The following is a 12,785-nucleotide window of genomic DNA, read 5'->3' as shown; positions in this document are numbered from 1 at the left end:
CGTCACACCACCAAACCGCGGCTGAGCAAAGTCGCGGTTTTCATCAGTTGTTCCGCCGGATTACGTCCTATCAACACAAACTGATAACCGTCACGATGCCACCACACCAGGTTCATACCGTGGCGTTTTTCCTGATTAAGTGTGCTGGAGGGCTGCGGGTCCTGACGTGAAATGCACAATGCCATCGGACCATAGCTGGCGTGATTCCAGGCAATCTGGCTGATTAACGCATCGTCATAGCGCAGCATTCTGACGCTTTTCAGATCCGCTTCTGGCAATGTGAGTTGCGTCAGTGTCAGATGGAGATCCAGGTCGCGCGCGGTGCGTGCCAGCGCCTGTTGCAGTACCTGCGGTGAGTTATCGACATCCGCCAGCGTTTCCGGGCTGTATAACGACATATATTGTGCTTCCAGCTCACGGATGGTTGCGCTTTCATCCGGTTGTGTCACTGGACGCAGCAGATAGCCGACACTCCCGCCCACCAGCAGCAAACCCAACGATGCCGCGATTAACGCCCGCCGACTCACCTGTACCGATCGTCGCTCGGGCAGCACTGGCGTTTGCGCCAGCAACTGTGCCAGTTGCTGCTGCATACGTTGTTCCGGGGCCTGTTCCAGCATCACACCAAACGCCTCGGCAAAGGGTTGATTGCTTTTCATCAGTTCTGCGGTACGGGCAGATAATGCCGGGCTGCGTTTCAGTTCCTTCTCAAATGCCTGGACGTCATCCGCGCGCATTTCGCCATCCAGCCAGGCAACGATAGCTTCATCCGGGTAAGGTGAACTAAAACGTATCGCAGTCACAAACGTTTCTCCTGTGCCGAAGACCCGGCATTGACGGCATTGGCCAGCGTGGTGCGCGCCGCAGCCAGGCGGCTCATAATCGTCCCCACCGGCACGGCCAGCGTCTCAGCCGCTTCCTGGTAGGTAAAGCCTTCGACATACACCAGAAACACCGCATTACGCTGTGCTTCCGGCAACTGCCCAACGCGCTGCATCACCTTGAGATACTGCATGCGTTCCTCATTAGGTTGCTGATGATCCGGGGCGATCAGTTCATCACTGGCGACAAAACCCTGTCCCATACGCACCCGCTGGGCGCGTAATTCATTGATCCACACTGAATGCAGCACGCTAAACAACCAGCGATCAATCCGCGTGCCGGGCGTGAATTGCGCGCTGCGCTCCAGCGCCCGCACACAGGTGGATTGCACCAGCTCTTCGGCCACATCCCGGTTACGTGACAACACCATGGCGTAACGCCATAAGCGCGCCAGATGTGCCGCCAGATGCTGTCGGACTTCAGTGCTGGTGATTTTTCCACCCTCCGCTAAACACCGCTATCAGGATTCAGGATGTCCATTAATCGCGGCCTGCAAGTCGCGATATTCTTCACAACTCACGCCGCACAAAGTTTTGATGACGGCAAGCTGCTCCTTCGCCAAATCGGGACGGCCTTTGATCATCCAGGCTTCACCGAGATATTCACGCACTTTGGCGTAATGCGGATCGATGGCGATTGATCGTTGATAGTAGCTCATCCCTTCATCAGTGCGGCCCAGCTTACGCGTGGCGTAGCCCCGGTAATTCCAGGCTTCTTTGGTGTTGGGATTTTTTAGCGTATCCAGCAGATTCAGCGCTGCCTGATACTCTCCTTTTTTGGCCAGATGGTAGGCGTAGTTGGTCTTGTCCTCATCGCTGAGTGAACTGGTTTTATCCGGTACGCAGCTTTTCGATTTGCTGTCATATACCTGGCCTTTCGGGCAGTCCGGCGTCTTACTGTTGCTGTCATCATCCCCCATTGCCCAGGCACCGGGTGCGTGCAGGGCCAGTAACAAGGCAGGCAGAACCAACCAGCGAACAGAGTTGATCGTTTTCATCATTGAACCTCGCAAAGTGGCATGGAATAAGGCGGCCAGTGTTTTCACACCGACCGGAGGCAAGGTTCACCGGGAGAAGGACGCCGAAAAATCACCTTGTCTGGTGGTAAACACCTCAATGGCGATTTCTATTCGGGAAAAATTTTCTTTTTTTCGCGATCGGTCACCAGCTTTGCAGGCATGCGGCAACATCAGGCTGGTTGCTACAGGCAATGTGGTGATTAATACGCGTCATCATATAGTCAAAAAACGGGTTGGAATTGGCGCGCATCAGGGTATCCAGCCCGACGATCAGCGTGTTGGTTTCACCGCGTAATGAGATGGTGCCGAGGCTGATACCCGATTGGTTCTTTTCCGTCGGTTCCAGACCATAGAGCGAATCCGTGAGAGGAAACGGCACCGCAACATGGGACAGGGAATACATGCCAGGCGGCCACGCGATATTTAATGGCTGAACGGTTTCCGTGGTTTGATCCGCTGCTGTGTTGCGGGCGACAGTTTCGCTGGTGGCTGGCGTTGCATTGGTGATCACTGTGGTGCCGTAATGACGTGGTGCGGCCGGCAACAGGTTGCTCACGGCGGTGTACAACGCTGGCCGGAACAGCGCGCGCAAATCAGAGGCCTGGTTGATATCAAAAATGACCAGCTGATTTCCGCGACCTGGCAGATAACGATACAACGAATCCACCACCGCGCGGGTACTGACCGTGGAATCCATTACCGATTGAAACGTCAGCACGGGCGGCAGTTGTGCCAGCTGTTGATTACGTGCTTCCTGCAAAATTTGTTGCTGGAGTGCCTGGGTCAGTAGCCAGGACTGGCGTGCCGCCTTAACCGGAAAAGAGTTGTATTTATAGGGATTGAACTCCGGCACCACATTCAGCCATGCCGCTTTGGCAAATCCAGGCAGTAGCGAAGGCAACCCCGCCAGCCCGGCAAAGCGTGCAAAAGCCGTCACGCCGATCATCGGTGACATCAATACAATCTGCTGGGGCTGGCGCAACGAGGGATCGTTGAGGGCATCAAGGGCGTATTTCATTGCCAGCGCACCGCCGTTGGAATAGCCCACCAGATGCAGCGGAACGTCAGGTCCGGCGCGACGTGTGGCTTCACGCACCGCCAAACGGGCGACGGCCAGCCATTGCTCCCAGTTCACCGTGGTCAGCGCACCTGGCGTGGTGCCATGTCCTGGCAGGCGCGGGACTACCGCCACAAAGCCCTGCTGTCGGTAATCCTCCGCCAGATAGCGCATGCTGTAGGGTGAGTCGGTCAGGCCATGTAACAACACCACCGCACCGCGCGGGGTACCCTGTGGCATCAGAATAAAAGAACGATTCCAGTCAGGCTGAAAACGGGCGGGATAAACCGGGCTTTGCGCGTAATAACGGTTCAGCGTCGTTTTCTCGTCGTCACTGAGCGTGTCGGTGATGCTGTGCTTCATATCGCGGAAAATGGCGTCTTCCCGTGCCTGATAATCAGAAAAACTGGCGCGGTCGATCTCTTTTTCACTCATTTCATCCGCTGACCAGGTATGCCAGCGATGGAGTGGCGCACCGCGTTCTGACTGATAAATCCGACCAATAAAGAAAACGATGACGACGACGAGCAGCCCCACCAGGATGATTTTTGCCAGGCTGGCAACGGTTAACCCGGTTTTTTTCAGCCAGCCGTTAAGATGGTTTCTCGCCATAGCATCTTCCGTCGGTTAAAAGGCCAAACGCAGCCAGGCGAATAGCACATTGCCATTATTATAGGTGCCTGGAATATAGGTGAACTGCACGGTTGCGCGCTTATAACCCGCCGAGAAAAGCGGTAATACGATGGGTAACGGTACATAGTTAGCGAAATCATCACGCGCCGTAATCCCGGCAGTAAAACCGAGGCCGAGGCGAAAATCGCGGGCGTTATCGAGATACCAGCCCTTTTCCCAACCGTAGCCGACGATCGGCTGCCACTCATTATGCGAATCTTTAAACATCATGGCGTACAGCGTGCTCCAGTTACCTTCTTCATTGTAACGGGACACACCAAAACCACCGCCCCATGGCATTTCATTATAGTTATCGGTTTTTTCTTTATCGTATGCGAAGCGGGCATGCCAGGCGATAAATGGCAAATAGAGATCGTAATTTTGCGGTTGTTCCCAGGTCTGGGAGATGTCGTTGGTTAACCAGTTCCACCCGGAACTAATGGTTCCTTCTGCCTGTGCCGGAGTCGCACAGATAAACAATGTTACATACAAAGCCACCAGATAACTTCGCATGATTTATCCTTCTGAAAACTCACACATTGAGCCTCAAGTCTGAGAACAATCTGAAGGATTTGCAAATCTGAATTGCAGGAAGTTAGTTTTTTTCCATTAATTCACGCACGGTCGAAATGAACTGCGGCCAATGGCGAAAACGGATAGCAGGCATATTGGCGTGGCGATGAGATTTGAGAGACTGGACAAATGCCGCTGCCTGGGCTGCGATTTCGTGGTTGTGATGCATGGCATTAACTCCTCATTACGGGTGAAGGGCGAAAAAGGCCGTACCAGGACGGCCCTCTTCGGCACTTCCCTTTGCGACCATGATTATTTGGTCAGTTCAGCCGACAGGTAAGCACCGTTATCTACACGCGCACCGGTGATTTTGTAAGATGCGCCCGCTTGTTTGGCCTGAGCGGCAATTTTGGCTTCGGCACCATCAAGGGTTGAGGCGGAAGCGGTAATGCTTTGTGCGAAGCTGCCGAAAGAAACCAGTGACAGGGCCGCAACTGCAACGAAAGTTTTGATAGATTTCATGGTCATTTCCTCAGAGATTATTTTAAGTTGTGAGGCGTTGTGCCCCGATGTGAGAAAGAATAGACCTGTCACCCGGAGGATAAAAGCTGAGCGTTTTGCTGAAACAAATCAAAAAAATTGATAAAGATTGATACCATCAAAAAAAGGGCCACCCCACGGCGACCCTTTCCGGTGCTTCCGGGCATCACTCGCTGTTATTTGTATAACTCAGCGGTCATATGCACACGGTTATTGGTGTTGGCTTCAGTGATTTTGTACTGCGCGCCCTGCTGTGCTGCCTGAGCGGCGATTTTCGCTTCCGCACCGTCCAGAGTTGAAGAGGTGACGGAGATGCTCTGAGCAAAGCTGCCAAATGACATCAGTGAAAGCGCAGCGACAGCGGCGATGGACATGGTTTTAATGGTTTTCATGGTCTTCTTCCTTCGTTTATTTGTTAAAAGGCTTTACGCCTTCGATGGAAGTTATAATAACTATAGTTATCATTTCATGATTGATAATTAGTGCGATCATTGTGATCGTGATAATTATCACCTCGCCGCTGCCCATGACAACACCCGCAGGCCACCTGCTTTACTTACCGGCTGATCGTGGCGTTCAGCGCATCAATGGAGGTTTGCAAGCCTGCTTCAACGCTCATGGTAAGATCCTCCATTTCCAGCGACACGTCACCGTCATAGCCCGTCATACGCAACACCGAGAAAAACTCTTTCCACCATTTGAGGTCCTGACCGCAGCCCACGGCCACATAATTCCAGGTACGGGTTTTGGTATGGGTGACTGGCTGGTACTCCATCAGCCCGTCAACATCAGCCAGCCCGCGCTCAATACGCGCATCTTTACCGTGTACATGGAAGACAGCGCCCTCCAGCTTGCGTGCAGCAGCAATCGGGTCAGCCCCCATGGCAATCAGATGCGATGGGTCGAGATTAATGCCGATCATATTATCCACGGCATTACGCAGGCGCAGCAGCGTTGAAGGGTTGTAAACCAGCTGGCAGGGAAATTCTTCGATGGCGATTTGTTCGACGCCGTGCTTTTTCGCATGCTGGACAAACTTTTTCCACCACGGAATCGCCACTTCATTCCACTGATAATCGATTACGCCCGGCATATAATCCGGCCAGGAGACCGTCGAGGTGATCCAGTTAGGGACGCTGTCGTTCGGTCCCCCGCCTAGCAGCCCGCTCATCATGACGATCTTTTTCACCCCCAGCTTGCCCGCCAGTTCAACCGCGCGATAACTGCTGTGTGTGTGCTTCTCACCCAGCTCGCCCGGTGCCAGCGGGTTACCGGAACAATTCAGCGCCACGATGCGTATTTCCCGCTGAGACAACTCCGTCTGGAACTGCTGCAATTTTTCCGGCGACGCCAGTAATTCTTCGGTTTTGACATGCGGACAGGGCGACCAGCCATCTGCGGTCATTTCCACGCCACTGATACCATAGCTTTTAACTTTATCCAGCATGGCTGGAAAGGATAAATCGGCCAATACATCGGTACATAATGTGAGTTTCATAACAATTCCTTTATCTGGTAGATAAAATCAGGCTTTTTCAAATTGCTCAATAAATCCGACTTTAGTTCTGGCATTGGCTAATAACGTCGTTTTAACTTCGTCACCCAATAAATCAGCAATATCAGCCAGCACCTGAATATGTTCGTCCTGCTGTGCAGCCACGGCGACCACTATAAAAGCCACCTTACCTGCTCCCCAACTGACGCCGTGGGGAAATTGAAATACCTGAAAGCCGGTTTTAATCACCAGGTCAGCGCTCTCTTTTGCGCAGTGTGGAAAGGCAATACCAGCACCAATATAAGTAGAGACACTTTTTTCCCGCGTCATCATCTCCTGGAGAAATCCGGTTTTGACATATCCCGCTTTTTCTAGTTCTTCAGCAGCGATCTGCATTGCCTCGACTTTATTTGCTGCCTGACATTGCAGAAAAAGATCGCTTTCATTCAGTTGCAACATATTGAGACGGTGTTGCGCGCTTATATGCCGGGCGAAGGCGATATTGATGTGCAGGCATGGACCGATGCGGTCAAAGCCACCGGGTTTGATGGGGTATGGTCGGCAGAACTGTTTAGCCCGGCACGCTGGGAAATGGATCACGCAGAGTTAGCCAAACAAGTGATTGAGAATATGCGCAGTTATACGGGCTAACCCCACGCTGGTTTTCCCCCGCTGGCAGGCTATGCCTCTCTGGCCTGCCAGCTGTTTCGGTCTTTCTGCACCCTGCCTGACATATCTTTTTCTCCTCCCACAAAACACTTATTTTTGGCAAGAATTTCCCCATTGCTCAACCTGAAATCACCGGGTAAAAATAAACTTCATTTAATCATTATTTAATTATTTATCCGGAAATATTCATGTTCAAAATAAATTCTTCCACTGTCCGTACGCCAGCCCAAACCCAGGCTATCCCAGATAATCAACAAAACCATATTCCTGTCACAAATGCATCTAACACCTCACAAACCATAAGATCATCACCCTCTCCGGTACTGGGCCCCGAATCCCTACACGATTTATTGATAAAGAAAACCACCACACCCGAAACAATCATGGAGAAATTGAATATATTATTTTACAAGAATCAAGATAACCCTGGTGCTGAATTAAACTCGATGCTTACCGAATTCAAATATGGTAACCATATTCATCGCGCTCATTTTAATGCGTTACTGACGCTGCTCGATAATGGGATGGAAAACAACGACTACTCCGCCATGCAGTTGGCGCAAAATTTTACTCGGGGCTTTGAAATGAGAACACCCGATATGAAAAATGAGCATGAGAGAAAATTACTATCCTGTTTAGCGAGTAATTATACCTTTAAAAAAGGTCGAGCGATGAAAACACAACATCTCATTGCACAGCACGAAAATATGCTAAAAGCACTTAATAGCCAAAGACAGGCAAAAATTTCAGCTCTGAAATCTATAGTCAAAGATTTAAGTCCTGAAAGTAAGAATCTGCGAGTTACCCCCTATGAAAATAACTACAAAAAAGATCTCAGCATAGAAAGCTATCACTTAACAGATGAGAATGGGAAAGTTTTTGAAGCAACCTTAATTGATAGCGAGGATAGTAAAAATCGTATCAATATCAATAACGCCAAAAAGGTCATAGAAGCGTTGTATCAAGGGAACAGGGGGACTAAAGTGAGCGATATTAACCTTCCCAATGAAAAAGGGGAGACTCAGACTCAAGTTGTCACCCTATTCGACCGAACCAATTTAGTCACCATGGACCAATATATGGGTGACCAGGATAAGCAAAATACGCCCTGGACACTCGATTCCGCAGCAGTTGCATACGGGAATAAAAAGGGAAAGTTTATTGACACTCTGAGCACATTAGAAAAAACCCATGAATGTTTAGATAAATTGCATAAGGATAAAGAATTGGCTTTTCCTTCTTATGGTTTTCTCAATCCGCACAATATATTATCCGATCAAAGCGGCACCGAGACATTTTTCAACCCCGCCCCCCTTATTATCCGGGATGTATTTAAAAAGCAACATATGTGCGGACGTGGATATGTTGAAGGGCATATAACACAAGATCCCATATTCGACGTACATTACTTATCTAATGCACTCAGATCTTTCAACCCAAATCAGAGAGCAAGTGAAGACCTTCATAGCATGTCCCTCATATGGGGAAATATATTTGGTCTGAATATGTATAACGATACAGCCAGTCCTTTTAGTGAAGCTTTTGAAGAAAGTATGATGACAAAAAGTAAAAAAACCTGCGGAGAGTTGAAGATAGACTTATCAAAGGATGCAGTGTCTACGGTTGACGATCTTAAAAAGCTTTGCAGTGGCCGGGCCGGTGAAGATGAACTTATTGAGCATGTGGAAAAATGTTTAAAAAACCCACAATCGTGCCGGGCGTCGCCAAAACTTATCCTGGAAACAGCTGCTATGCTCCTTTCGCAGAAGAAAGCCTCTTTTGCCCAATCAGCCAAAGTCTGGAGCTGAGAGCCGGGAGCCGGAATCTAAGAGTCACCTTGAGTAGCAGCGCAATCGGGAGCATAGACTATTGCGCTGCTACAGATTTTTCCCGGTTATTTCAGCGCGATGCGCACCACGCTATCCGGCCCTTGAGTAGAGTTGTCTTTGTTAAACGCCTGCTTCAGGGAAACATACAGCGTTTCACCATCAGGCGACACCAGCAGGCTGTTCGGGTTGGTATCGAATGACCAGCTGTTTTTCACCGCATAGCTGGTGGCATCCAGTTGCAGCACTTTCTTCGACTCACGCTGGCTGATGTAAATCTCATTGCGTTTCGCGTTGAACTTGATGCCGAGCGCGTCGCCTGGGATACGCTTGATCACCTTGCCGCTATGCTCATCAAACACCAGCGTGGTCTTGCCTTTGGAATCATCGGTCACGAACAGGCGACCGGTGGACGGATCTTCTGCCATATTCAGGAACAGGTACTCTTTGCCATCGCCAGCCGTCCAGCGTTGTTCAATTTTATGCGTACGTGGATTGATGACCGCGATTTCCCCTGCACCATTGGCCGCGTAGATGCGCTCAGTCAGCGGGGAATAGATGATGCCCGTTACCCATTTACCGACATTTTTGATCGTGGTTTTGGGTTTGAAGGTTTTGGTATCCACCACCGAGATAAAGCCCGGATCGGCGACACGGCCCACGTAAAGTTCGTTGCCATGCAGCAGCATCTCACGCGCACCCGGCACGTCACCGTCTTTATCCTTCTTACCACCCAGCATCAGGCGTTGCAGCACTTTGCCGCTCTGTGCATCAACTTTTGACACCCCGCCATCCAGCGAGTTGGTGGTGTAGAACACGCTACCTTCGCTATCGATAGCCATACCGAAGTTTTTCAGATCGGTATGGGTTTCCCCTTTGGTCGCCAGCGTGGTCGGATCGAGGCGATACAACATGCCACCGTTGACGTCTTTGAAGCTCTGCGCACTGGCGACATACAACGCATTGGCTACCGGAGAGTAAGCCAGTTCATACAAGCCATCACCAATCACACGCTGGATAACCTGGTTGTCAGCGGGTTTTGCCGCCACGGCGACAGCAGGTGTCTGTGCTTTCTGGGCGGGTGCCTGACAGGCTGTCAGGCTAAATGCGGCAATCACCGCAGCGGCAAGCGCTGCCCGACGCGGACTGAAAAACGATGTCATTCTGAACTCCATCAATGGATAACGGTTTCCGGCAGGCTGTAGCCCGCACGGAAAGGATCGTAGAAAGAATGAGAATCATACGCATTAACGAAAACTTAGCAAATCGCCGCTAAACAACGGGTTAGAAGAATCCCCTCGGCGACGCCATAAACGCTATTTTTGCCTGAGAAACCCGCTATCTGACAGGCAATTTAACGTCCACAAAAACGTTAACATCAGTAACTACAGGGCCTAATGCCACCCTATCCTTATGATTACCTTAATTTATACAAATATTTACATAATTGAATGAAACCTTTTTAGAATTTTTAAAGCAAATGATTATCATTGGCTTTCTCAATTAATGCGCTTCTTTGCGTTAAATGCCGCAGGATGGTGCGGCTAAATAAAAAACAGAAGCGATAACAAACACGCTCTTTTTGACGGGAAATATCATGTCTTTGATTTGCAGGGATATACACGCGTCCGGCCTGCGCAAAACCTTTACGGTTTCATTGCTGGCAATGGCAGTACACGCCCTTCTCAACCCGATGACGGCTCAGGCGGCGGATAACAGCAGCAATACTCAGCAAGATCTGGTGGTGGATGCCACCACCAGCGGCGACAACACCGCGCAGGATAAGCAGGACTATCAGGTCAAAACCACCCGTGCCGGTACCAAACTGTTGCTGACGCCGCGTGACGTGCCGCAATCAGTCAGCGTTGTCACCCAGCAGCGTATGCAGGACCAGCAACTGCAAACCATTAATGACGTGCTGAACAACGCCACCGGCATCACCAGCAGCCAGGATGACAGCGAACGCGCCTATTACTATTCACGCGGTTTCCAGCTGACCAACTTCACCTTTGACGGTATTCCCACCTCCATGGGTGATTCGTGGAACTATGGGGATACCGCTTCGGATACTGCCATTTACGATCGTATCGAGATCGTGCGCGGGGCCACTGGCCTGATGACCGGCGCAGGCAGTCCGGCAGCGTCAGTCAACATGGTGCGTAAACATGCGGATAGCAAAGATTTCACCGGAACGGTAAGTGCCAGCTACGGGAGCTGGAATAAACAGCGTTATGTCGCAGATCTTTCAGCGCCATTAAACGAATCAGGCTCGGTACGTGGCCGCGTGATTGCGGGTTATCAGGATCAGGACAGCTGGCTGGATCGCTATCACAAAAACACCAAATTCCTGTACGGCACCCTTGATGCGGATCTCACCGATAACACCACCCTGTCGCTCGCTTACGATTATCAGGACGCCGACACCCGCGACCCCACCTGGGGTGGCAACCCGGTGTTTTACAGCAATGGTTCTCTGACGCATTACCGCCGCAGCCTGAACTCTTCCGCCGACTGGACTTACTACCACACCACCGTGCGCAAAGTGTATGCCGACCTGGTGCATAACTTTGATAATGGCTGGAGTTTCCGTCTGAACGGTACACACGCTGAAAACACCTTCAGCGATAAATTGCTGTATGTGGGATATATGGCTTATCCGGATGAGACTACCGGTGAAGGTGCCGATGGTTTCGGCAGTAAGGACCGCGGTAAACGTGAACTGACTTCAGTAGATGGTTATGCCAGCGGCCCCTTTGAGTTGTTCGGTCGTCAGCACCAGTTAATGGCAGGCGTTAGCTACAGCCGTCAGCACAACAGCACCTATAGCAGCGATGGTGTCACCGATGAAGACGCCTACGACATCGCCACTGGCGATATCGGTGTATTTAATAACCACTGGAATGGCAATATCGCGGAGCCTGAGTGGAGCGACTGGTATCAAAACGCCGATGACGTGGTACGGCAGAAATCCGCTTACACCGCCGCGCGTTTCTCACTGGCCGATCCGTTGTCGCTGATTGTCGGTGCGCGTTACACGCAGTACAGCACCAATGGTAGCAGCGGCAATATGGAGAAAAACAACATTACGCCGTATGCAGGTGTGGTGTATGACATCAACGATACCTGGTCGGCTTACGCCAGCTATACCTCAATCTTCCAGCCACAAACCTACCGTGACGCCAGCGGCCATTACCTGACGCCGGTAACCGGCAAAAGCTATGAAACCGGCCTGAAATCCGCCTGGTTCGATGGCCGACTGACCGCGACGATGGCGATCTTCCGCATTGAACAGAACAACGTCGGTGAGGAAATCAATGGCGTCTATGTCAACAACAGCAGCGAGCAGGCTTATACCGCCACCAAAGGTGCGCGTAGCAAAGGGGCCGAATTTGAGCTGAACGGTGCACTGACTGACAATCTGCAAATGACTTTTGGCGCAACACGTTACGTGGCGCGTGATGCCGATGGCCGTTACAACCCCGGTCAACCGCAGACTGAATTTAAGCTGTTCACCCGCTACCAATTGCCTATGCTGCCAGAGCTGACGATCGGTGGCGGCATCAACTGGCAGAACCGCGTGTTTGAGGATGACACCGCACCCGATGGCAGCACCCAACGTGTCTATCAGGGCAGCTACCCACTGGCTAATCTGTTTGCGCGTTATCAGGTCACCAAACAGGTGGCTGTCCAGGCTAACGTCGATAACCTGTTCGACCGTACCTACTACAGCTACATGAATAACTATGTCTACGGTGAACCACGTAATTTCTCGGTCAGCGTGTCATATCAATTCTGATAGCTGATGGCTGCGCCCTGGATTAACAGGGCGCAGTGTTTTTATTTGTATACCGTTGCCGTCGCACGCACTTTGTCGCCTTCATTGCCGGAGGTAATAACAAAATACTTACCTCCCATTGCATCAGCCTTTTTGGAAATTTCCTCCATCACCGCACGCGGTGAAGTATGTTCTTTAGTGGAACTAACGGTGCCTACTTTCTGGTGCTTTTTCGCCTCTTGTTTACTGATTTCCGTTGCAGCGAAAGCTGAAAAGCAAATTAGCGAGGCGGTAATACACGCTATCATTCCGGTCAGGATTTTTTTCATTATCACACC

15 protein-coding genes are annotated in these 12,785 nt (G+C 50.9%); 3 read left to right on the top strand and 12 right to left on the bottom strand.

Features of this window, described 5'->3' with window-relative positions; all coding sequences use genetic code 11:
- Positions 1-2 precede the first annotated feature (2 nt).
- From HA50_RS29105 to HA50_RS29065, 10 genes are all read right to left on the bottom strand, one after another.
- Positions 3-803 carry an anti-sigma factor family protein gene (locus HA50_RS29105; protein WP_084880849.1) on the bottom strand — a complete coding sequence of 267 codons (801 nt, stop codon included), beginning with the start codon at positions 801-803 and terminating at the stop codon, positions 3-5.
- The gene (locus HA50_RS29100) at positions 800-1,288 is read right to left on the bottom strand and encodes a sigma-70 family RNA polymerase sigma factor (protein WP_244193733.1); all 489 of its coding nucleotides are present in this window, start codon (positions 1,286-1,288) and stop codon (positions 800-802) included. Before HA50_RS29100 ends, HA50_RS29105 begins: the two co-directional genes overlap by 4 nt.
- Positions 1,289-1,342: 54 nt before the next feature.
- The gene (locus HA50_RS29095; protein ID WP_084880845.1) at positions 1,343-1,879 is read right to left on the bottom strand and encodes a tetratricopeptide repeat protein; all 537 of its coding nucleotides are present in this window, start codon (positions 1,877-1,879) and stop codon (positions 1,343-1,345) included.
- Positions 1,880-2,042: 163 nt separating this feature from the next.
- Complete coding sequence (locus HA50_RS29090; protein WP_084880842.1) at positions 2,043-3,569, bottom strand: alpha/beta hydrolase; 1,527 nt, start codon at positions 3,567-3,569, stop codon at positions 2,043-2,045.
- 15 nt (positions 3,570-3,584) lie between these two features.
- Complete coding sequence (gene pagP / locus HA50_RS29085) at positions 3,585-4,142, bottom strand: lipid IV(A) palmitoyltransferase PagP (RefSeq protein WP_084880839.1); 558 nt, start codon at positions 4,140-4,142, stop codon at positions 3,585-3,587.
- Positions 4,143-4,224: 82 nt separating this feature from the next.
- Entirely contained in the window at positions 4,225-4,371 is a 147-nt protein-coding gene (locus HA50_RS31590; RefSeq protein ID WP_167379277.1) for a hypothetical protein, read from the bottom strand.
- A gap of 83 nt (positions 4,372-4,454) precedes the next feature.
- The gene (locus tag HA50_RS29080; RefSeq protein WP_013508023.1) at positions 4,455-4,664 is read right to left on the bottom strand and encodes a YdgH/BhsA/McbA-like domain containing protein; all 210 of its coding nucleotides are present in this window, start codon (positions 4,662-4,664) and stop codon (positions 4,455-4,457) included.
- Positions 4,665-4,858: 194 nt separating this feature from the next.
- Positions 4,859-5,074, bottom strand: a complete 216-nt coding sequence (locus tag HA50_RS29075) for a YdgH/BhsA/McbA-like domain containing protein (protein WP_084880837.1) — start codon at positions 5,072-5,074, stop codon at positions 4,859-4,861.
- 164 nt (positions 5,075-5,238) lie between these two features.
- Positions 5,239-6,180 carry a sugar phosphate isomerase/epimerase family protein gene (locus HA50_RS29070; protein WP_084880834.1) on the bottom strand — a complete coding sequence of 314 codons (942 nt, stop codon included), beginning with the start codon at positions 6,178-6,180 and terminating at the stop codon, positions 5,239-5,241.
- A gap of 27 nt (positions 6,181-6,207) precedes the next feature.
- On the bottom strand, positions 6,208-6,636 hold the full coding sequence (locus HA50_RS29065; protein WP_084880831.1) for a PTS mannitol transporter subunit IIA: 429 nt from the start codon (positions 6,634-6,636) through the stop codon (positions 6,208-6,210).
- A gap of 12 nt (positions 6,637-6,648) precedes the next feature.
- On the opposite strand from HA50_RS29065, the gene HA50_RS29060 reads away from it, so the two are divergent.
- Both HA50_RS29060 and HA50_RS29055 read left to right on the top strand, forming a co-directional pair.
- Positions 6,649-6,828, top strand: a complete 180-nt coding sequence (locus HA50_RS29060) for a hypothetical protein (RefSeq protein WP_244193717.1) — start codon at positions 6,649-6,651, stop codon at positions 6,826-6,828.
- A 206-nt stretch (positions 6,829-7,034) separates the two neighbouring features.
- The gene (locus tag HA50_RS29055) at positions 7,035-8,654 is read left to right on the top strand and encodes a hypothetical protein (protein WP_139811093.1); all 1,620 of its coding nucleotides are present in this window, start codon (positions 7,035-7,037) and stop codon (positions 8,652-8,654) included.
- Positions 8,655-8,740: 86 nt separating this feature from the next.
- Here the strand turns inward: HA50_RS29055 and HA50_RS29050 are convergent, their stop codons facing one another.
- Positions 8,741-9,835 carry a YncE family protein gene (locus HA50_RS29050; RefSeq protein ID WP_084880825.1) on the bottom strand — a complete coding sequence of 365 codons (1,095 nt, stop codon included), beginning with the start codon at positions 9,833-9,835 and terminating at the stop codon, positions 8,741-8,743.
- Positions 9,836-10,269: 434 nt separating this feature from the next.
- Here HA50_RS29050 and fhuE point away from each other — a divergent pair, with 434 nt between their 5' ends.
- Positions 10,270-12,468: a ferric-rhodotorulic acid/ferric-coprogen receptor FhuE gene (gene fhuE / locus HA50_RS29045; protein WP_084880823.1), complete on the top strand. Its 2,199-nt coding sequence runs from the start codon at positions 10,270-10,272 to the stop codon at positions 12,466-12,468.
- A 41-nt stretch (positions 12,469-12,509) separates the two neighbouring features.
- Here the strand turns inward: fhuE and HA50_RS29040 are convergent, their stop codons facing one another.
- Positions 12,510-12,776, bottom strand: coding sequence for a YdgH/BhsA/McbA family protein (locus tag HA50_RS29040; RefSeq protein WP_084880820.1), 267 nt, complete (start codon positions 12,774-12,776; stop codon positions 12,510-12,512).
- Positions 12,777-12,785 lie beyond the last annotated feature (9 nt).

This window comes from Pantoea cypripedii, from assembly GCF_002095535.1.
GTDB classification, from domain to species: Bacteria; Pseudomonadota; Gammaproteobacteria; order Enterobacterales; family Enterobacteriaceae; genus Pantoea; species Pantoea cypripedii.
This window is presented reverse-complemented; position numbering and strand designations above follow the sequence as displayed.